Below are 21332 nucleotides of genomic sequence, written 5' to 3' on the forward strand. Positions count from 1 at the left end.
TTTTTCCGGTATCTCCTTCTGTCCGAAAAGCTCGGACTCAAATGTAACCGGATTCATTGTTGCACAATTGACACGAATGAACTTATGAAAACGTCGCTTGCTACTGCTATGAATCGCATGCGCAAACAATTCCTTACCCGTTCCCGTTTCTCCTCTTAAAAGAACAGCTACGTCTGACTTCGCTGCAAGCTTAGCCTGCTCAATCGAAATCTCAATATCCGATGAACCGCCAAAAATATCTTCAAAAGTATACGTTGCTTCTAACTTACGAATAATCGTTCTTGCTCGATCAAGCTCCTTCATCAACTTACGCATTTCGGTAATGTCATGAATGACTCCAACACTACCTTTAACTTGCTGATCGACGATAATAGGCGCAACGTTAACAACGACTTCACGATTATTTTCACCTATACGCATATTGACTCCACGGACAGGCTTACGTGTTTGAAGTACTTTCATATGGATACTTTCGCCCTCATTGATATCTGCATTTGCAGGCTTACCAATGATTTCATCTTCAGTTAAACCTGTAATTCGTGTGTAAGCTGGATTCACAAGAATTCCGTTACCATGATCGTCAACAACTGAAATCGCATCATCGCTGGAGTGGATAATTGCTTCTAACATGGTCTTGACTTTTTTGAGATCTGTAATTTCCTCTGCGAGCGTAACGACTTCTGTAATGTCTTTAAATACAGCGAAAGCTCCAACCCTTTTGCCTTCAGTATTTAAAAGTGGGTAACGCGATGTAACGATTTTCATGCCGTTTGCCAGAATGAGCTCCTGATTTAGCTCTGCACTACCCGTTTGAAATACTCTAGGAAGCTTCGTGAGCGGGATCACTTCTGCAATTGGTCTACCTATTGCACTGTCATTTGAAAAACCAACCATTCGAGATGAGCTTTTATTGAAAAAGTTGATTGTACCCTCTTCAGTAATACCAATCATACCTTCTTCAATGGAATCAAAAATCATTCGTTGCTTATGCATTTCTGCATGGATTTGCTTAATATACGTTCCATTCTCTTCAAGAAGATTGACAAGAAGATTAGCAACAGTGCCAGGTATCAACACCGTTTGGGCTGGCCGTACTTTCAACAATTCAACAAATTCCGATTTGTTTCCAGTTACATCAAAAATGATGTGCAAATCATCAGTTAGATAAGGTCTCCAATCTGTTCCGTGCGCAATGCCTTGTTTTTTTGCTTGAATGATTCCTGGTGCTTGTTCATCGGTATCGATGATTGCTCTAACATTCATGAATTCTAAGTTTTGGAGAAGGTCCAGAATGATAGTTCCGCCTGTCCCCGCCCCGACAATGAGAACATTTTGCAAGGGTATTCATTCTCCTCTTTTAAATCATGCAATCTTTTGCAATTACAAACTAATCATACACGATTGCACTCTTCTTGACAATAAAATATAGCGAGGTAAAATTATAAATAGTTAAGGAGTTGTGATTTATGGCACGTTTTGCTGCTTTTATCGTTCTACTCATCCCCGGCCTTTTTGCGGCTTGGGGTATAAAGCTAATGAGGGACTCGATTTTCGGTATACTATTTAAACCATTTCCATTCATCTGGCTACAATTTGTCGTTGGCCTACTCTTCTGTGCTGCTGGGCTTGCATTTTTTGCTGGCTTTCTCTTGCGTCGTGATCGAAAAAATGGACGCGTACAAGGTCGATTTGCAAAGAAATAAGAAAAGGACTACAACACAATGGTAATGTTGTAGTCCTTTTCTATTGTTTTCTCTTATTAAATCGGTTGGGAAAATCAGTTATCCAGCTAGTTATATAAGATGGAGATAAAGCTACAATTTCTTCTTTCCCTGTCATCCCGTAGACACGGATTTTTTTACCTGTTTGAATAAGACTTTGCAAATAGGGTTCTTTCAAAAACTTTTTGTGAATATGAAAACCATCTGCCGATGAATACTGTTCAAGCGCATTCCAATCCACGCTGTTTTTGCGCAAAAGATAGCCCGTTTCCATATTTGCATTTACTTCTTTTACGATTTCAAGAAGCTGATAATCAAACGAGGATATATGGATATTGTCTAGATACGATACACTGTCAACAATTTTTTCAACAAATTCTGGGCGTTCTGAAACAGTTTCTTTCAATTCAACATTGAGTGCCAAGTGATGTCGTTCACAAAATACCACAGCCTCCAATAGTGTCGGGATGCGATGACCGTTCACCAAGCGATTATATTTTTTACCTACTCGAATGTTGGCAATTTCTGTACTCGTCATGGAGGCAATCATTCGACGAACGCCCGCAATCCTGACCAAGTCAGCATCATGAATGACGATTGGTACACCGTCCTCTGTCACTTGGACGTCTAGTTCAATGCCATCCGCCCCTTGATCAAGTGCTTTTTCGAAAGATTTCATCGTATTCTCAAATTGTATAGCCGAGGCTCCCCGATGTGCAAATACAGTTGGTTTAGACATTCAATACGCCATCAACAACTTCAAAAACACCTTTTCTTGAGTCGTGTAATGTCGTCGACCTTGATCCAATCTGGATAACTGCACCTGGATAAGCCTCTCTCGTTACTTCGATTTGTGCTGGAACTGCCTGTTTAATAAGTTGCAGACGCACCTGAATCTCTTTATCAAGTTCCCGAATGGCCTGTCGATTTGTTTCTATGGTTTCTGTAGTTTTCTTAAATGCTTCTGCTTGCGGTCCCCTTGTGCCTACCGCTACTTTTGCATACTGAACAGAATGTTCTTCCATTCTACTCAAAACGCCTTGGCGTTCCTTCAAATCTTGTGCCATCTCTTGAATTTCCTTGTAAAGTCCATCCTTGTTAATTCCCTTTGTATGAAGTAATGTCATGCGCTCATGATTATTACCTGCATAGGCACATTCGATACGGAACATTGCTTCAATTTGACCACCGATAATCTTCCCTCTATTTTTATCAACAAGCACACGGTCGGCGATAACATCCGTTCCAAATAAATAAAGGCCAACATTAACAACTGTAGCGTAAAGCTTGCAATTATTTGCATGTTTTATAAAAATATCGCCTTTTGCTTCAACAATTGTTACTCCCCCACCAAAAACGCCGCCTTTGATGTATATATCGCCTTCTGATGATTGAATTTCTTTTGCGTTGGTAACGCCTTCATTTCCTTCAATTGAAATATCTCCCGTTGCTTTTACAGAATACCCGGCAAGTATAGTCCCATAAATGGAAACAGCACCATCAAACGTAATATTTCCTGTTTCAGGTCCTACATCACCATTTATCACTAGTTGCTTGCCAATGCTGATAGCATCGTTTATATATTCCAAAGCACCGCCATGTAACGCACGCAGCACAATTTTACCACTTTCTTGTTCTTCACTTATCGATTTTCGATCATAGGACAGCTTGCCATCATTTCCCTTTGGCGCTTCTAAGACATTGCCAAAAATGTCTTTACCGTCTATCCCATTTTGAGGAGGAATTTTTTCGCCAATCCAATCCCCCTCGTCAACCGCTGTTACAAAGTTCATCTCATAATAGTCAGCCGATCCATCTTCACGAATGACTGGTTTCCGATCCGGGATTTCCAAATAGGTGATTACAGCATCCGCACCTTGTTCGGGTTGTCTTCCAATCGCAGCAGGCAGTGGTTCTCCAGGTTTAAACGATATATCTTGTAGCGGCAGTCTACCAAAAACAACTCCTTCTATATCCAGTTGATTTTCGACTTGCTCCAAAATAGCCTGTTTATTGTTTTCAAATTCGTCCATAGACATATTGAAAATGATTTGTGCTTTCATCTTGTCCGCTGTTACAAACAACTCAAAATCAGAAAGCCAACTACCAATAATATGCTCCCCTTCTGATTCAGTAAGCGCTTTCCTTAACACGGCAAATGAAGATATTTTCAATCGGGGATATTGTTTTGTGATTGCATCGAATGACTTTAGTGGAAAGCCACTTCTTTTCGAATGCACAATCACTTTATCATCTTGTAATTCTAAGTCAAAATAATCATTTTGAATCAACACCGACATCTCACCCTTTCTCTCTATTACTATTATAATACATTTCAGAACTTTTGGTAGAGTAATGATTTTTCGTTATTACAGGAAAATCAGAATCTCTTTTATAAACATGGAGTTTATTGATTATTCACCCAAAGTTAACAAGACACCTCCCATTCCTGGAATTAGTAGTAAGCCCAAGGAATGTGAAGGCGTCCAGCCTTTACGCTATTCTATTTTATTAATTATAGGTTCTCATTAACCTTAACTCGCCATATGCTCCAACCTAATCTTATCAGCAATCATCGCGATGAACTCTGAATTAGTTGGTTTGCTTTTTAAATGATGCACGGTGTAGCCGAACATTTTAGAAATGACATCGTAATTTCCTCGGTTCCACGCAACTTCAATCGCATGCCGAATGGCACGTTCAACTCGAGATGATGTCGTGTTATATTTTTTCGCAATTTCTGGATATAGCACTTTCGTAACAGCACCTAGTAGTTCAACATCTGTGTAAACCATTTGGATGGCTTCTCGAAGAAAAGCATAGCCCTTAATATGTGCAGGCACTCCAATTTCTTTTATAATAGATGTGATTGTCGTATCGAGTACCTTTTGACTAACTTTTCCTGACACGTATTCTTCCTCTGGCTTCGAAATAGGAATAATTGGCTTTCTTGTGCCTGCTACTTGAAAAATTTGATTGGCGAGTCGTTCAAATTCAAACGGTTTCAGCATGAAATATGAAGCTCCTAGGCTTGCTGCTTGTGTCATCACGTCTTCCTGTCCAAACGCCGTTAACATAATAATATGCAAATCTGGTGTTTGTGCGTTCGTACTTAAAGTTTCCAATACGGCAATTCCATCAAGATGCGGCATAATAATGTCTAGTAACAGCACATCTGGCCTTTTCTCTTCTAGCATAGACAGACAGACTTTTCCGTTATTTGCAGTCCAGATGACATCGATTTCAGGATGCTTTTCAAAATACATCACCATCGTTTTCACTAATTCCTTGTTATCGTCAGCAATCGCTATTTTCAGTTTTTCCATTCCCATTTCCCTCCTGTACGTCTCGTATGAATTTCTCGAAAAAGTAGCAATCTTCTTTTACATTGCGTAAAGGAAATTTTCGACAAATAATAAGACAACCCTTTTTTAAAAATGAAAAATGAATCTTCAGACATACGGTTTCCCTATATTTCGACGAATTCCATTGTTTTCTATTCTTTTGTCGAATCATTTATATTTAGTTTACCACGGCAAAAAAAAAGGACCAACTCATAATTGCAAGTTGGCCCTTTTTTTCAGTGTTTATCAATGCACTCCACTTTTACTTTTCCCCACTCCGCATTGTCTCCAGAAAAAGACCGGCACCTTTTTCTGGATCATCGACAAACATATGTGTAACAGCACCAACAAATTTGCCGTTTTGAATTACCGGGCTACCACTCATCCCTTGTAAAATGCCACCTGTTGTAGCTAATAATTTAGGATCCGTCAACACAAAATGAAACTGATCCTGCTCCACTTCGGTTATTCGAATCATAAATGATTGAACTTCTGTCCCTTTAATTGTTGTAAAGATTTCTGCCATACCTTCTTTGACTTGTTCTGGATGCATAATCTCAAGTGGTTCAGCTAACACTTTCTTATGAGCACTATTCCACGTGCCGAAAATGCCGTACACACCGTTTGTCTGAATTGTTCCCAAAAAGTCTTCATCTTCAACAATTGTTGAAATTTTATAACCTGGAACACCTGGGACACTTTTCTTTATCTGCCCAATTTCTGAAAGATAAATGGCCCCCGTTTCAAAAGAGGGTGGTGATTTTAATGCACTGTCGATGATCTGATGACCGAGAGCACCATAGGTCCCATTGTCTGGATCTACATACGTTAAGGTGCCTGTACCTTCCGTCCGATCTTTCAGGAATGGAAGGAGACGTTTCATCGCTTCACCATCTGCTCGGATTTGGCTTTTGTCTCCGTTTCGGAGGACATGCAAAACAATTTCTTTTTTGCTTCGCCGGCTGGACAGCGCTTTTTCGAAATCCGTTAATGTGCCAATCTCAACATCATCCAGTTTCTCAAGTAAATCGCCTGATTTTAACCAATGATCTTTGCTAATCATGACATCATTTGTGATGAATACACCTGATAGCTCCATTTGAATTCCGATGGAATGTCCCATCGGAATGAGCGATCCATCTTGTGCAAACGTGGCATTTGTAGTGAATGGCATGACAAGCAACAAGACGGAAAACGACACGGCCAGCTTAAACTGTCTACTCCATTCCATACTTCACCTCCCCGTAATAAGATACTGTTGGTATGTCCGTTCTGTGGGATGTTATGAAAGGGTAAATCATGAAATATTGAAAAGCATCTCTAGATGAATCTTGTGTCGCATATAGCAAAGCATTTCGCTGTATGAAGTAAAACACGAAAAAACGCGCATAATATTTTATGCACGCTTTTTCATTATCGAAAGGTTTTTTTCCGTTCTTCTGCCAAAGTTAATAATTCTTCAGCGTGTTTTAGTGTGAGCGGTGTAATTTCAGCTCCAGACAGCATTCGTGAGAGCTCTTGAGTTCTTTCTGATTCAATGACATCAAGGATAGCTGTTCGAGTTCTGTCGCCTTGCACTTCCTTTTTAATGAGGCAATGATGATCAGCCATTGCCGCAACTTGTGGCAAATGAGAAATACACAATACTTGTGAATACGTTGCAATCATTGCAATTTTTTCCGCAATAGCTTGCGCCACTCTTCCACTCACACCTGTATCAACCTCATCAAATATAAGCGAGGTAATGCCTTGATGTTTGGAAAAAATCGTCTTTAACGCCAGTGTAATTCGTGAAAGCTCTCCGCCCGAGGCTACTTTAACAAGTGGTTTTAAAGGTTCTCCAACATTTGTTGAAATGAGAAATCTTACATCGTCGTAGCCGTTCGCATCAAAAACGCCTGTTGCCTTACGTGTAATTTCTACTTTAAATGATGCTTTATTCATATGTAACTGCTGCAGTTGCTCCATAATTGCTAGCTGCAACCGGCTAGATACCTCCTGACGGATAATGGATAACTCACCCGCTTCCACTTCTAGATCCTGTAATAATTGCAGCATTTTTTCCTGTTGTTCAGCTAGTCGTTCATCTCGACTAATTAAATTTTCCAAGTCATCCTCAATTTTATCGCGATACAATAAAATATCCTCAATCGTTTTACCATATTTTCTTTTCAACGAAATATGGAGGGCAAGTCGATCCTCCACTACTTCAAGTCTGTTCGGGTCGAATTCCATATTATCCAGTATGCTTTTCAGTTCGTGTGCAGTATCCTGCAACGAATAAAAGCTTGCAGCAACGGCTTCGGCATGTGGTGCCAATGTTTTGTCTACAGAAGCTGCATCTTCAATATCACTCATAGCTGAGCCAACCCAATCAAGTGCATGTGTATCGCCACTTATGGATAAATATGCCGTATTTAATCGCTCATATAGACGGTTAAAATTTTGCAGCTTTTGCTTTTCCGCTTCTAATTCGTCCTCTTCACCAATAATTAGTGCAGCTGCATTAATTTCTTTCAACTGAAATGAATAGAGGTCGATACGTTGAGCTACTTGCTGTTCGTTTTCATTAGCCGTTTCAAGCTTACGCTTCAACTTCCGATACCGCTCGTAGAGATCGGTATAATTGTCAGTTGCGCGCGCTAACTCATCACCTGCAAAATGATCCAATAGATGTATATGACTTCTCTCATGCATAAGCTCTTGATTTTCATGTTGGCCGTGAATATCAATTAGCTGAGAACCGATTTCTCTTAAAACAGCAATAGTGACAAGCTTGCCATTCACCCGACAAATTGATTTACCATTTGCACTTAAATCGCGTCTTAAAATGATGTTGCCATCTTCCACATCAATGCCAAGCTCCGCTAATTTATCAATGACTGGATGTACCAGCTCCGCAATGGTAAACAACCCTTCTAGCTCTGCCTTGGCTGCACCATGCCGGATAAACTCATGTGATCCTCTGCCACCTGCCAATAGCTGAACAGCGTCAATAATAATCGATTTTCCCGCACCTGTTTCTCCCGTTAAGACCGTCAGACCGTCTTCAAAGGTAATATCGAGGCTTTCAATGATTGCAAAATTTTTAATGGAAATTTCACTTAACAATGTCAGTCACCTCTCTTAAATCATGGCAAGTAATTTTTCTTTGACAAACACGGTCAGCGATTCATCCCTACAAATAATGAGACATGTATCGTCTCCACAAATCGTTCCCAGCATTTCTTCCCACCCGAGATGATCAATTAAAGATCCCACTGCTTGTGCATTACCAGGAAGCGTTTTCAAAATAATAAAATGTCCAGCTCCGTCAATACTCACAAATGCATCTGTCAACATACGATTAAGCTTTTGCTCTGTGTTATGACTATGCACGGCAGGCAGGCTATATTTATAGCGTCCATCTGGCAACGGTACTTTGATAAGGTGCATTTCTTTAATATCTCGCGACACAGTCGCTTGTGTCACCGCAACTCCTGCTTCTTTTAGACTATCTACTAGCTGATCCTGTGTCTCAACTTCAAAATTCGAGATAATATCACGAATCCGAATATGTCTATGCCCTTTGTTCATACATATCGCTCCCATACAAACTAAATTATGTCTTATCTATACTGTACCATCTACTATTTATTGTAACAACAAAAAATACAGCTAGAATCTAGACGAGAAAAACGCGCAAATGAATGCGCGCTATAGCAATTCTTTGTAAGCTTCTTCAATTAACTGTACATATGACTCATCATGAAAAAGAGTTGTCGGTACATCATCAGCTGTTAGATGAAAAAGGAACTCAATGTTCCCCTCTCCACCCGTAACAGGAGAAAATGAAATACCACGCAAACTAAATCCTTCTTGTATGGACGCTTCTGCAATCTTTTTCAACACATCAAAATGAACAGATTTCTCACGAACAACACCTTTTTTACCCACTTTACCTTTTCCAGCCTCAAACTGAGGCTTAACAAGTGCAATAACGTCTCCGTCTGGTGCTATGATACGTTTCAAAGCCGGTAAAATAAGTGTTAATGAGATGAATGACACATCGATGGTCGCAAATTGCGGCATACCTTCTGTGAAGAGCTCAGGTGTTGCATGTCGAAAATTCGTTCTTTCCATTACAGTTACACGCGGGTCTTGACGTATTTTCCAAGCAAGCTGATTATAGCCAACGTCTAATGCATAACAATGCTCCGCACCGTTTTGAAGTGCACAATCTGTAAAACCACCTGTCGATGAGCCGATGTCGAGAACTATTTTATCCTTTACATCAACTGTAAATTGCTCCAATGCTTTTTCAAGCTTCAGACCACCCCGACTAACATATTTCAAAGTGGAACCCTTCACGGTAAGCGGTGCATCCTCTGGAATTTTCTCCCCTGGTTTATCGAGCCTTGTTTCTGCGGAATAAACGATGCCTGCCATAATTGAACGCTTTGCCTGCTCGCGCGTTTCAACTAATCCTCGCGCGACGAGCAAGACATCGACTCGTTCCTTTGCTATTCGATTTGTCATACTTGTTCCCTTTCCACTGCAACTTCTTTTATGAACGTTTGCATATTGTCAACGAGATGACCTGCTGTCATACCAATTTCCGCAAGTAATTCATCAACATTACCATGTTCAATAAACTGATCAGGGATACCCATTCGTCGAATTGGAATATCCTTCTTGCCTGTGTCATGTGCATATTCAATAACTGCACTACCAAAACCACCTGCAAGAACTGCTTCCTCAACTGTCATGATTGGTATTCCCGTAGCAAAGAGTTGATCTAACATCTGATTATCTAACGGCTTGATAAACCTCGCGTTAATTACTCTCACATGAATCCCCACTGCTGCCAGCGTTTCAGCTGCCTGCAATGCCATTGGAATTGTCGTGCCAAACGTTAAAATGGCAGCATCATCCCCCGCACGAAGGACTTCCCATGAACCAATCGGGATAGCTTGCAGTGTTTTATCCATTTTTACACCGAGACCATTTCCTCTCGGGTAACGCATCGCAATCGGACCACCATCATAATCAATCGCAGTCTTTACCATATGCTGACCTTCGTTTTCGTCTTTGGGCATCATAATGACCAAATTCGGCATATGTCTTAAAAAGGCAATATCAAAAACACCTTGATGCGTTTCACCATCGGCACCAACAAGTCCTGCACGATCAATGCCAATAAAGACATTCAAGTTCTGTCTAGCAACATCATGGAGCATTTGATCGTACGCACGCTGTAGGAAAGTCGAATAAATCGCTAAGAATGGCTTCATGCCTTGTGTAGCAAGTCCAGCAGCCATCGTCGTTGCATGTTGTTCAGCTATCCCCACGTCGAAGAAACGATCTGGAAATTCTGTTGCAAAAGATTCGAGTTTAGAACCGACTGGCATTGCTGGTGTGATTGCGACAACACGTCGATCATCCCGTGCAATTGTTCGTACAGTTTCTGCTACTAAGCCACTCCATGAAGGTGCAACGGATGCAGATTTAACGAAATCACCCGTTTCAATTTTATAAGGACCCGTGCCATGCCAAGTACCAATTTTATCTTCTTCAGCAGGACTATAGCCCTTCCCCTTTTTCGTAATGACATGAAGTAGAACAGGTCCATCCATTTTCTTCGCATACTGGAGTTGACGCTCTAGCTCATTGATATCATGTCCATCTACTGGCCCCAAGTATGTAAAGCCTAATTCTTCGAAGAAGATGCCGGAAACGAGTAAATACTTTAGGCTATCTTTAACACGTTCCGCAGCCGCTGCTACCTTACCTCCGACAGCAGGGATTTTCTTCAAAATATATTCAAGCTCATCTTTGGCATTATTGTACTTGCCAGCTGTTCGAAGTTTCCCCAATATCGTATGAAGAGCACCAACATTTGGCGCAATCGACATCTCATTGTCGTTCAAAATAACAATCATATTAGTTTTTTTATGACCAATATGATTTAGTGCTTCAAGTGCCATACCACCTGTTAACGCACCATCTCCAATAACAGGTATCACGTAATTGGTATCACCCTTAACATCACGCGCTGCCGCCATCCCCATCGCTGCCGATAATGATGTTGAGCTATGACCAGTTTCCCAAACATCATGCTCACTTTCATTCATTTTCGGAAAGCCGCAGAGACCCTTGAATTGCCTAAGTGAATCAAATTCACTTGCACGCCCTGTCAAAATTTTATGGACATAAGCCTGATGCCCAACATCCCAAAGAATTTTATCAGTCGGACTATCGAATAATCGATGAAGCATAATCGTTAACTCCACAACACCTAAATTCGGCCCAATATGCCCACCCGTTACTGATAATTTTTCAATTAAGAATTCACGAATGTCCTCTGCAAGCTCTGCTATTTGGTTCTTATTTAGTTTTTTTATAAAAGATGGACTGGTAATTTCAGTAAGATCCATCACTATCACACACCTTCATAAATTGTTTACTACGGTTTCCGCTATAGTTAGTACTTTATATCAAAGAGGACGATTCGTACAACCTTTTCGTTCCCTTAAGACTGCCGATTAACAATGTAATCTGCGAACAACTTAAGAAGTGGCTCCTCTTTTCCAAGAAAATCAAGCGACTCCTCTGCGAGACGATGATGCTCAGCAAGGCGTTTCCTAGCCCCTTCAAGACCTAGTAATGATGGATACGTCGATTTATCACTGCTAATATCACTACCCGCGGTTTTACCGAGTGCTTCGGTCGTAGACGTAATATCGAGAATATCATCTTGGATTTGGAAAGCTAGTCCAATATTCCAAGCAAATACATTTAAGTTTGCCGCTTTTTCCACTTCAAGCCCCGCCATAACAGCGCCAGCCTCTATACAAAAGGATAGCAACGCTCCTGTTTTATTAACATGAACAGTTTCCAATTCCATTAGTGACAATGGTCTTGCTTCCCCTTCAATATCAAGCATTTGACCACCGACCATACCCATAGCACCCGAAGCACTTGCTAGCATTTTAACCAGCTGTAATGCATCCTTGGACGACGTTTCTTGCAAAGTTGTCAATGCCTCAAATGCTAACGTCTGCAATGCATCACCCGCGAGAACGGCTACTCCTTCTCCATAGACTTTATGATTCGTCAATTTACCGCGCCTATAATCATCATCATCCATACAGGGTAAATCATCATGTATTAGCGAATACGTATGAATCAATTCAACAGCACAAGCTACCGTTAAGGCATCAGCCGATTGGACGTCTAAATCTTCTAGCGTAGCAAGAACGAGTAGTGGTCGGATACGTTTTCCACCAGCATTGATTGAGTAGGACATGGAAGATTTCAACGTCTCGGATACATTTAGATTCGCTAGTAGATGGTTCAGTTCATTTTCAATAACAGGTTGGTTTTTCGATATAAAATTTTGTAGTTTTTTATGCATGCGAATCCTCATCCTTTGTCGGATCAAATGGGGATGACTTGCCATCCTCGTCAATGATAGTAATCAGTTGCTTCTCCGCGTTTTGTAATTTCCCATGGCAATAGCCCGACAGCTCCATTCCCTGCTTATATAAGGTAATGGCGTCCTCTAGTGGAACATCTCCTGTTTCTAACTTCTGTACGATTTCTTCTAATTGTTGCATCGCTTCTTCAAAGCGAATTTCCTCTTTTCCCACTTAACTTTCCTCCCTATCATTCGTTGTAATCGTTTGAACGATTGCTTCTGCTACTCCATCCTGCAACTTAATCTGAATGTTCGATCCAATGTCCATAGATGTAACGGAATTCGCAACGACCCCGTCTCGATAGACAATCGAATAGCCACGCTCCATGATATTAAGCGGATTGAGTGCTTGTAGCATACGAATAGAGGCTTGGAAACGATCACTTCGTATGCGGACATCGTGCAGTACTGCCCTCGCTAAACGTTCGGTAAGCAGCGTTACATTGCGCTGTTCATCCTTAATGCGCTGAGTCGGCGAAAAGGTGGCAAGCATAGTACTTAATCTTTGGAAATCAGAGACCCTTCGATGCATAATTTCTTGACTACTCCGCTGTAATCTTCCTTCAAATCCAATTAGTTTTTCGGTGAACGGACGGTATAAACGTTCAGGAAATTGTAGTGGATAAGAAGTTTGTAAGGTAGTCAAACGATTACGTTCGTGCTTAATTTGGTTTGATAAGGAATTATAAAGGGAACGTTTTCGGTCTAGTAACCTTTCAAACAACTCGTCTCGAGCGGGGACCGCCATCTCGGCAGCCGCAGTTGGCGTCGGTGCTCTTCTATCAGATACAAAATCAGCGATTGTCGTGTCCGTCTCATGTCCAACCGCACTAATAATCGGAATACGACAAGAAAAGATAGCACGCGCAACCGATTCTTCATTGAACGCCCATAAATCCTCGATGGAACCACCACCACGTCCTACAATGAGAACATCGATACCGCCATGTGCTTCGGCCTTTGCAATGGATTGGACGATGGAGGGTGCTGCTTGTGCACCTTGAACGATAGCTGGAAACAGGACGATTTCAGCAAGTGGATATCGCCTTTCAATTGTTGAACAAATATCTTGAATAGCCGCGCCTGATTGCGCCGTTACGACACCAATTTTTTCTGGGAACGCAGGGAGGTGACTTTTCCAACGCGCATCGAACAAGCCTTCCGCTCCAAGACTTTCCTTCAATTGTTGAAAGGCTAAATATAATGCTCCAATACCATCAGGTTGCATCGACTGGACATATAATTGATAATTTCCACTCATTTCATAAACTGTTACATCACCTGTTATGAGCACATTCATGCCATTTTCAGGCTTGAATTTCAGCTGCGCTGCACTTGAGCGGAACATCGCCGATTGAATTCGACTTTTATCATCCTTTAAAGTGAAGTAAATATGACCACTCGGATGACTCTTGACATTCGATAGCTCCCCCTTGACGAGAACATTGCGTAAATAGGGATCTGCATCGAATTTACGTTTGATATATTTCGATAAGGCTTGTACAGATAAGTAGGGGTTACCGGTCAACAGTCCCACCTCCCAATTTCCGACGTATAGAAACGCTGTCTTTCTTATGAAAAACAGCGTCCGTTCAGTATTTTATAGTAATTGTTAACGATTTTCTTGTGCGTGGGATAGTTCTGCACTTTTCAATGTATTTTTCAATAACATCGTTATAGTCATCGGGCCTACTCCACCTGGGACAGGGGTAATGGCAGAGGCGACTTCTTTTGCGGATGCAAAATCGACGTCACCGCAAAGCTTTCCATTTTCATCACGGTTCATGCCCACATCTATGACAACAGCACCTTCTTTAATGTCGTCACCTGTAATAAATTTCGTTTTACCAATAGCAACAATTAGTATATCTGCTTGTTTTGTAAAGGAAGCTAAGTCTTTTGTTTTAGAATGACAATAAGTGACAGTAGCATCACGTTGCAACAATAATTGCCCCATCGGCTTACCGACGATATTACTACGACCTACGATAACGGCATGTTTTCCGCTAATCTCTGTTCCCGTTCGTTCTAATAACTTAATGATGCCGTATGGTGTGCAAGACAAATAGGCTTGCTGACCAATAATCATCTTACCAACATTTTCAGGATGGAATCCATCAACGTCTTTTGAAGGATCAATGGCACGAATGACTAGATTTTCATCAATATGCCCTGGTAGTGGAAGCTGAACAAGAATGCCGTTAATGGAATCATCGTTGTTCAATTTTGTCACATATCCTAATAGTTCTTCCTCAGTTATAGAAGCCGGAAGTTCAATCAACTCAGATTTCATACCCACTTCTAAAGTAGATTTTTGTTTGTTTTTCACATATGTACGAGAAGCTTGGTTGTCGCCAACAAGAATAACTGCAAGACCTGGTTGGCACCCTTGGTCTTTTAGCGCAGTAACTCTTTCTTTGATTTCTTCTCTAATTTCTTTCCCAATAGCAATACCATCAATTATTGTTCCTGTCATAATTGTTCCTCCAGACGGCTTCGATTATTTTTCTTCGAATTTCGATAGCACACCATTGACAAAACGACCCGATTTTTCATCGCCGAATGTTTTACAAAGCTCAATCGCTTCATTCAACACAACTCGGTGTGGCACTTCTTCATTAAATAATAACTCGTAAACGGCAAGCCGTAAAACTGTCCGTTCAATTTTAGGTAGCCGATCCAACGACCAATGCTCTAGCTTATCGACCAATGTCTGATCGATTGCTGCCTGATGTAGCATCGTTCCACGCACAAGTTGCTCGTAAAACGCATTGGCTGGCTCATCGACAATATACGTGATTGCTTCTTCAATGGTTAGTTCTGTATTATCAAGCTGAAAAAGAGTTTGAACGGCTTTTTCCCTTGCTTCTCTTCGTTTCATAAATTTTCTCCTCCACTACTGTATCTCTAAGGCATTATCATAGCATAAAACAGGGTGCCCGGATACAGTAAGACAAGCTGAAAAGCATCATCCGATTAGGACGATGCTTTTCAGATCATACCGTTTCCGTTGCCGCTTCGAGCTGAATTCCCGTTATATGTACATTCACTTCTTTTGTTTCAAGTGAAGTCATATGAAAAACTGCATGTCGAATTTGCTTTTGTATTTCGGTTGCGACGGTTGGAACAGAGTAGCCATAGTCAACGACACAATAAACGTCAATTGTTAAACCTTCTTCAGACCACTCCGTTTTGACACCTTTCCCATGAACTACTTTGCCAAATTTCTCAGCAACGCCAGTAGCAAAATTACCTCTCGTGTTCGCAACACCTTTTACTTCTGTTGTTGCAATACCAATAATCACTTCAAGAACTTCTGGAGCTAGTTGGACGCGTCCAAGCTCAACATCACCCGACGGTGCCATCCCGACGAATGATGGATTTGTCTTTTCAGGCATTCCGATTCTCCTCTCTGTTAGTTCATAATTGAGTATTTTTCCAGAAACTTCGTATCGAAATCTCCAGACTTAAAGACTGCGTCATCCATTAATCTTAAGTGGAAAGGAATCGTTGTATCCACACCTTCGACGATAAATTCATCGAGTGCTCGCGCCATCCTTGCGACCGCTTCTTCCCTCGTATCTGCGTGAACAATTAGTTTTGCAACCATCGAATCATAGTATGGAGGTATGGAATAACCAGTATACATAGCTGAGTCGACTCGGACACCAAAACCACCTGGAGGAATGTACATCGTTACTTTTCCTGGAGAAGGCATAAAGTTTTTCGCGGGGTTTTCCGCATTGATGCGGCATTCAATCGCCCAACCATTAAGTTTGATATCTTCTTGGCGGTGAATAAGAGTTTCACCCGCCGCAATTTTCAATTGCTGCTGAACTAAATCAATGCCTGTAATCATTTCAGTGATTGTGTGTTCGACTTGGATACGCGTATTCATTTCCATAAAATAGAACTTTTGGTTAATATGGTCGAATATAAATTCGACTGTTCCAGCACCACGATATTGAACAGCTTCAGCCGCTTTAACAGCTGCCTCTCCCATTGCTTGGCGAAGTTCAGGCGTTATAGCTGGTGAAGGCGCCTCTTCTACAAGCTTTTGCATTCTGCGTTGTATCGAGCAATCACGCTCGCCTAGATGGATTGTATTCCCGAATTTGTCAGCTAACACTTGCACTTCCACATGACGGAATACTTCAATGAATTTTTCAAGATAGACGCCCGAATTTCCGAACGCAGCTGCAGCCTCTTTTTGCGTAATATTGATGCCACTTTTCAGCTCTTCTTCATCCCTTGCAACACGAATTCCTTTACCTCCACCACCAGCTGTCGCTTTAATGATGACCGGAAAACCAATTTCTTTTGCAATACGAAGCGCTTCATCTTCATCTGCTACAATACCTGTCGAACCTGGAACGATTGGTACACCTGCCTGCCGCATCGTTTCACGGGCAACATCCTTTGTTCCCATACGTGAAATAGCATCAGCTGTCGGTCCAATGAATTCAATATTCACTTCTTCACAAAGTTCCGCAAAACTCGCGTTCTCTGCTAGAAATCCATAACCAGGATGAATTCCCTCACAGCCCGTCATCTTGGCGATGCTGATAATATTAGAAAAGTTTAAATAGCTATCCTTCGATAGCTTCGGACCGATACAAAAGGCTTCATCCGCCAATTCGACATGAAGAGCTTCGCGATCTGCTTCAGAATAGACCGCAACTGTTTGGATACCAAGTTCTTTACACGCTCGAATAATACGAACTGCAATTTCGCCACGGTTGGCAATTAATACTTTTTTCATGTTAGCTGTCCTCCTCAATTTGATTTTACAAGGAAGAGAGGTTGTCCGTACTCGACGAGTTGACCGTCTTTTACGAGAATCTCCACGATTTCCCCAGAAACTTCCGCTTCAATTTCATTGAAAAGTTTCATCGCTTCGACGATACAGACAATAGAGTCTGGTTTTACTTTATCGCCATTTTGCACATAAGCAGGCTCATCTGGTGAAGAGGACGCATAAAATGTACCAACCATTGGTGAAGTCACTTTGTGTAAAGAAGGATCTTCCACTTGTGAAGTCGCGACAGGCACTTCTTGTACAGGTGCAGCAACTGCTTCTACTGCTACTGGTTGTGCAACAGGAACTGCCTGTTGAACAATAGGTGCGGCAACGCCTGCTGGCATAACGACAGACTGTCCGTTTCCTTTTTCTAATTTGATTTTTTCCCCGTTGGATTCAAATGTAAATTTTTCGATTGATGATTGATCAATTAATTTAATAATTTCACGGATTTCTTGAATTTTTAACATGATCGATTCCCCTGACTACATTATAATAACGTTCTTCTCTATTTTAGACGTTTTCACTCCATATTGAAATAGATAATGGTGATTTGTTATTGAAATCAACATAAAAACAGAAAAAAAGCCCCTCATTCAGGGCTTTTTCTTTCATTTTTCATTCTTCTGTACCTCCGGTGAACACAACTTGGACGGTTCCTGCATCGGACCAGCTCGTTTTGACATGTCGAATAATTTCATCTGCTAGCGTTTTGGACTGTCCTTCTGTTGCCATCACCGTTATTTTCACCGCGCCCTCTTCCTTGTGAACAAATGCTTCTGGATAGCCGAGCGCGATAATTTGCATTTCCATGAGCGTTTCATCTGAATTACGTTTTGTCATCTCTGCCATTTCATCAATGGCATCATTTTTCTCAGCTGCTGTATAGTCTGAAGATGTAATTTTCGTCGTCAGTTGTTCCGCTAATTTACTACGCACATCACGGACCTCCATCCGCATCTCTTCGAATAAATAACGTTCCGCAAAGACAGGAGCCGTTTTATCAGCAGCATCCAATTGCTCCGATAATGAGAGGGAGTCCTTCGACTCTCCTTTTGTAAAAAGTGTGATACCATCAAAGGACATCGTTTTCTCCCTCATTGTGTAGATGGAGATAACAGCGACTAGACTTAACAAAGTTAAAAACCACACTGTTCTTTTATTCGTTCTCATTCGTATTCCCCCTTTTATTCATTTCTGCAATGACGATTCGATGTTCGGGCAATTGCAGGACAGCTGTCAAAATTTTGTAGAGTTCATTTTGAACTTTATAGTCTTTAGCACCTTCCGCAACGACAAGAACACCTTGCAGGTTATTCCCTTTTGTAGTGGTTGTTGTTGAGGCTGAGAAGTAGTTGGCAAGTGCATTAGTCGGTTCTCTATCTTCATAATGAAAATACAACATTACCTGTCCAATCCCTTCTACTTTCATTAATGCTTGCTCCAGTTCCACAAATTCCCGGCTCTCCTCCTTCTTCCCCTTCTCCTCCCCGATGCTTCCTAGATTGGAAGTGATGAAAATGATGATTAAAATAACGATTGTCCCGAGAAGGATTGGATGGAATTTCCTTGTTGTTGTTTGCATATCATCACCATTTCCATTCATTGAGCTGGTTATAGGACCTGTCATCAATGATTCATTTTATGCAGTTTCATGAGAGACTATGACCAAGAAATATGAGGATTGATCGAATTAGCCAAATGCCCATTGCTAGCTTAATAATCGGCAAAAAATCCTCTTCCGTTTCTTTAGAAAATAACAACAATACTGTCGAGGACAGCAAAGTGATGAGTAAAACACCTATTAAAAAGATGACATTAGCGAACCTCATTTCATTGTTGTCATTAATTTGATAAGAATAATCGAGAAGAGCGCTGAGTAAATAAAGGCAAAAGCAATTAAAAAGGACACAGCACAAAGTACGAATAAAGTTTTGCCGATGTCATCTAAAATTCCTGTTATATCTTCATTAGCAAAAGGTTCAATGAGCGCAGCTGTCCATCTATAAAAAAAAGCCGTCAATAACGTCTTAATTGAGGGAATGAGCGCTACTGTCCAAATGGTCGAAATAAACCAACCACCCGCAAAAACACTTATGCCCGACGAGTAACGCCCCATCGCGCCCATACTATCCGTCATAAACGACCCGATCAGCGGAACATTTTGACGGATTAATTCCTTAATCGGCTCACTCGCAAGCCCTGCTAATGCCCAAGTCATTGTGCCTCCAACAGTGATGAAGATTGAGTAGGCTGCAACGATGGCGGAAACAGCGCCAAGTAGAGTCGTCCGAATTAAATCCGCCATTTTAGAAAACGGCACAGCTGGCAATATCCTTGTAACTAAATCGAAAATCAACGCTGCTGTTAATAGAGGTATGAGGACACTTTCCGCAAGCACAACAGCCCCATTGGCAAACAGCAGCATAGCAGGTTGAAAATTAAGCATACTGAAAGCTCCGCCTGCAGCAATCATACTTGCCGTTAAAATCGGATAAACCGAAATGAATATCATCGAAATGGAATGGGCAATATCTCGAATGAGCGCTAAATGTTCAAATGCAGGCTGTAAAACCACAGCAATGACAAGAAAAATCATCATCATTCTCGTCCATTTTATAAAGGTTGGAAATAAAAAATCGACTAACAATGCCATAAATGTTGCGATGATGACGATGACGAAGCTTGAGAGCACAGTGCCAAGTATCGTTTCAATAAAGGTAATCATAGATGCCCGTCCGATCATTTTGTAATGAGTGTCGATAGTATTTCAATGAGTCTCGTTGTTTGACTAATCCACAATGTTAGAATGAAAATTTTCACAATAAAGTGAGTGAGTGACGCAAGTGAGCCGTAACCCGCATCCGAGATATGCTCCGCTATCAGCTCGGAGACATAGAACAAAATGGCGCTACCAATCAACAACTTAGCGAAAGGATCTGGTAACGCTTCGAAAATGGTTGAAAATGTTCGACCAAACGGAAAAACGATGGTGCTTAGTACATACAGCAAATAAAAGAGAAAGATAGCTACATACAACAGCGGATTCAATGTAGGGACAGCAAATGCGATGACTAAAAGTATTAGAAAGACTGCAATCGTTTGGATTAGAATGAACATTACACTGACATCGACAACCATTGGAAAAATTCCATGATTTCCGTGAAGAAGATTTTAAGAAAGCGCAGCATTTCCGCAGTAATATAAATGTAGGCTATAAAAAAAAGGAAATAGGAGAATTCCTTTTTGCCGGTCTGTTCAAAAAAAACATGTAGTAATCCGATAACTAGCCCGATACCGGCGACACGTAGTAAATCACTCAATTCCATCCGGCGTTCCCCCCATTGCTTTATCCTATGTATGACTGAGTAAACATATGAAAAAAAACATCCTACTTCCCAGATGGGGAGCAGGATGTTTTCCGATTCATGTAGATTATGCGCGTGAAACGTATTCAGATTCTTCTGTGTTGATGATTAGTTTGTCTCCAATATTAACAAAGAACGGCACTTGAACAATTAAACCTGTTTCAAGTTTAGCAGGTTTTGAACCACCGCTTGCTGTATCACCTTTAATGCCCGGCTCTGTTTCTGCAACTTCAAGGACAACCGTTACTGGTAATTCAACACCAAGAATTTCTTCTTTATATTGAATAACATGGACTTCCATGTTCTCTTTCAGGAATTTCAGCTCTTCTTCAATTTGTTTTGCAGGTAATTCGATTTGCTCATATGATTCGTTGTCCATGAAAACATGATCGTCTCCGTTTGCATATAAATACTGCATACGTTTGTTATCGATTTGTGCTTTTCCTACTTTTTCTCCTGCACGGAACGTTTTTTCATTGACGTTACCTGTACGAAGATTGCGCAGTTTTGAACGAACGAACGCTGCACCTTTACCTGGTTTAACGTGTTGGAAATCCATTACGCGCCAAATGTCACCGTCTACTTCTATTGTTAAGCCTGTTTTAAAATCGTTTACTGAAATCATGATGATTCCTCCAT

General features: G+C 41.1%; 24 protein-coding genes and 2 pseudogenes. 1 reads left to right on the forward strand and 25 read right to left on the reverse strand.

Features of this window, described 5'->3' with window-relative positions:
* The 3 genes and pseudogenes from R2B77_RS17950 to R2B77_RS17960 all read right to left on the reverse strand — a co-directional run.
* Positions 1-303, reverse strand: a 303-nt coding sequence (locus R2B77_RS17950) for a sigma 54-interacting transcriptional regulator (RefSeq protein WP_404830724.1), incomplete at its 3' end; no start/stop codon positions are given.
* A pseudogene (locus tag R2B77_RS17955) lies at positions 280-630 on the reverse strand (PAS domain S-box protein); the annotation flags it as partial. The gene R2B77_RS17950 and the pseudogene R2B77_RS17955, both read right to left, overlap by 24 nt.
* A gap of 39 nt (positions 631-669) precedes the next feature.
* Positions 670-1263: pseudogene (locus R2B77_RS17960) on the reverse strand (PAS domain S-box protein); the annotation flags it as partial.
* 203 nt (positions 1264-1466) lie between these two features.
* Here R2B77_RS17960 and R2B77_RS00480 point away from each other — a divergent pair.
* The gene (locus R2B77_RS00480; RefSeq protein ID WP_203246961.1) at positions 1467-1703 is read left to right on the forward strand and encodes a DUF2627 domain-containing protein; all 237 of its coding nucleotides are present in this window, start codon (positions 1467-1469) and stop codon (positions 1701-1703) included.
* Between the two features lie 40 nt (positions 1704-1743).
* Here R2B77_RS00480 and R2B77_RS00485 read toward each other — a convergent pair whose 3' ends face one another.
* The 22 genes from R2B77_RS00485 to efp all read right to left on the reverse strand — a co-directional run bounded on the left by R2B77_RS00485 (position 1744) and on the right by efp (position 21318).
* The gene (locus R2B77_RS00485; RefSeq protein WP_203246960.1) at positions 1744-2460 is read right to left on the reverse strand and encodes a glycerophosphodiester phosphodiesterase; all 717 of its coding nucleotides are present in this window, start codon (positions 2458-2460) and stop codon (positions 1744-1746) included.
* On the reverse strand, positions 2453-4021 hold the full coding sequence (locus tag R2B77_RS00490) for a DUF342 domain-containing protein (RefSeq protein WP_203246959.1): 1569 nt from the start codon (positions 4019-4021) through the stop codon (positions 2453-2455). The genes R2B77_RS00485 and R2B77_RS00490 overlap by 8 nt, the downstream gene beginning before the upstream one ends.
* Before the next feature lie 234 nt (positions 4022-4255).
* Positions 4256-5047 carry a sporulation transcription factor Spo0A gene (gene spo0A / locus R2B77_RS00495; protein WP_203246958.1) on the reverse strand — a complete coding sequence of 264 codons (792 nt, stop codon included), beginning with the start codon at positions 5045-5047 and terminating at the stop codon, positions 4256-4258.
* 280 nt (positions 5048-5327) lie between these two features.
* Positions 5328-6296, reverse strand: a complete 969-nt coding sequence (locus tag R2B77_RS00500) for a SpoIVB peptidase S55 domain-containing protein (RefSeq protein WP_203246957.1) — start codon at positions 6294-6296, stop codon at positions 5328-5330.
* Between the two features lie 182 nt (positions 6297-6478).
* Entirely contained in the window at positions 6479-8176 is a 1698-nt protein-coding gene (gene recN / locus R2B77_RS00505; protein ID WP_203246956.1) for a DNA repair protein RecN, read from the reverse strand.
* A gap of 15 nt (positions 8177-8191) precedes the next feature.
* Positions 8192-8641 carry a transcriptional regulator AhrC/ArgR gene (ahrC, locus tag R2B77_RS00510; protein ID WP_203246955.1) on the reverse strand — a complete coding sequence of 150 codons (450 nt, stop codon included), beginning with the start codon at positions 8639-8641 and terminating at the stop codon, positions 8192-8194.
* 120 nt (positions 8642-8761) lie between these two features.
* The gene (locus R2B77_RS00515; protein ID WP_203246954.1) at positions 8762-9583 is read right to left on the reverse strand and encodes a TlyA family RNA methyltransferase; all 822 of its coding nucleotides are present in this window, start codon (positions 9581-9583) and stop codon (positions 8762-8764) included.
* On the reverse strand, positions 9580-11481 hold the full coding sequence (gene dxs / locus R2B77_RS00520; protein ID WP_203246953.1) for a 1-deoxy-D-xylulose-5-phosphate synthase: 1902 nt from the start codon (positions 11479-11481) through the stop codon (positions 9580-9582). The genes R2B77_RS00515 and dxs overlap by 4 nt, the downstream gene beginning before the upstream one ends.
* A gap of 95 nt (positions 11482-11576) precedes the next feature.
* The gene (locus R2B77_RS00525; protein WP_203246952.1) at positions 11577-12461 is read right to left on the reverse strand and encodes a polyprenyl synthetase family protein; all 885 of its coding nucleotides are present in this window, start codon (positions 12459-12461) and stop codon (positions 11577-11579) included.
* Positions 12454-12696 carry an exodeoxyribonuclease VII small subunit gene (locus R2B77_RS00530; protein WP_203246951.1) on the reverse strand — a complete coding sequence of 81 codons (243 nt, stop codon included), beginning with the start codon at positions 12694-12696 and terminating at the stop codon, positions 12454-12456. Before R2B77_RS00530 ends, R2B77_RS00525 begins: the two co-directional genes overlap by 8 nt.
* On the reverse strand, positions 12697-14052 hold the full coding sequence (gene xseA / locus R2B77_RS00535; protein ID WP_203246950.1) for an exodeoxyribonuclease VII large subunit: 1356 nt from the start codon (positions 14050-14052) through the stop codon (positions 12697-12699).
* An 84-nt stretch (positions 14053-14136) separates the two neighbouring features.
* Complete coding sequence (gene folD, locus R2B77_RS00540) at positions 14137-15000, reverse strand: bifunctional methylenetetrahydrofolate dehydrogenase/methenyltetrahydrofolate cyclohydrolase FolD (RefSeq protein WP_203246949.1); 864 nt, start codon at positions 14998-15000, stop codon at positions 14137-14139.
* A 24-nt stretch (positions 15001-15024) separates the two neighbouring features.
* Positions 15025-15405, reverse strand: coding sequence for a transcription antitermination factor NusB (gene nusB / locus R2B77_RS00545; protein ID WP_203246948.1), 381 nt, complete (start codon positions 15403-15405; stop codon positions 15025-15027).
* Positions 15406-15520: 115 nt separating this feature from the next.
* On the reverse strand, positions 15521-15922 hold the full coding sequence (locus R2B77_RS00550; RefSeq protein ID WP_212391276.1) for an Asp23/Gls24 family envelope stress response protein: 402 nt from the start codon (positions 15920-15922) through the stop codon (positions 15521-15523).
* Positions 15923-15939: 17 nt separating this feature from the next.
* A complete protein-coding gene (gene accC, locus R2B77_RS00555) occupies positions 15940-17286 on the reverse strand; it encodes an acetyl-CoA carboxylase biotin carboxylase subunit (RefSeq protein WP_203246947.1) in 1347 nt (448 codons plus the stop codon).
* A gap of 14 nt (positions 17287-17300) precedes the next feature.
* Positions 17301-17795: an acetyl-CoA carboxylase biotin carboxyl carrier protein gene (gene accB, locus R2B77_RS00560; protein ID WP_203246946.1), complete on the reverse strand. Its 495-nt coding sequence runs from the start codon at positions 17793-17795 to the stop codon at positions 17301-17303.
* 148 nt (positions 17796-17943) lie between these two features.
* Entirely contained in the window at positions 17944-18498 is a 555-nt protein-coding gene (locus R2B77_RS00565) for a SpoIIIAH-like family protein (RefSeq protein ID WP_203246945.1), read from the reverse strand.
* Positions 18485-18910 (reverse strand): hypothetical protein, encoded by a 426-nt coding sequence (locus R2B77_RS00570; protein WP_203246944.1) that lies wholly within the window; start codon positions 18908-18910, stop codon positions 18485-18487. Before R2B77_RS00570 ends, R2B77_RS00565 begins: the two co-directional genes overlap by 14 nt.
* Before the next feature lie 243 nt (positions 18911-19153).
* Positions 19154-20053, reverse strand: coding sequence for a stage III sporulation protein AE (locus R2B77_RS00575; protein WP_203246943.1), 900 nt, complete (start codon positions 20051-20053; stop codon positions 19154-19156).
* Positions 20054-20067: 14 nt separating this feature from the next.
* Positions 20068-20466 (reverse strand): SpoIIIAC/SpoIIIAD family protein, encoded by a 399-nt coding sequence (locus R2B77_RS00580; protein ID WP_203246942.1) that lies wholly within the window; start codon positions 20464-20466, stop codon positions 20068-20070.
* A complete protein-coding gene (locus R2B77_RS00585; protein WP_203246941.1) occupies positions 20445-20654 on the reverse strand; it encodes a hypothetical protein in 210 nt (69 codons plus the stop codon). The genes R2B77_RS00580 and R2B77_RS00585 overlap by 22 nt, the downstream gene beginning before the upstream one ends.
* Before the next feature lie 106 nt (positions 20655-20760).
* A complete protein-coding gene (gene efp, locus R2B77_RS00590; RefSeq protein ID WP_203246940.1) occupies positions 20761-21318 on the reverse strand; it encodes an elongation factor P in 558 nt (185 codons plus the stop codon).
* Between the last annotated feature and the right edge of the window lie 14 nt (positions 21319-21332).

Origin of the sequence: Sporosarcina beigongshangi, assembly GCF_033485195.1 — a bacterium.
Classification (GTDB): Bacteria; Bacillota; Bacilli; order Bacillales_A; family Planococcaceae; genus Sporosarcina; species Sporosarcina beigongshangi.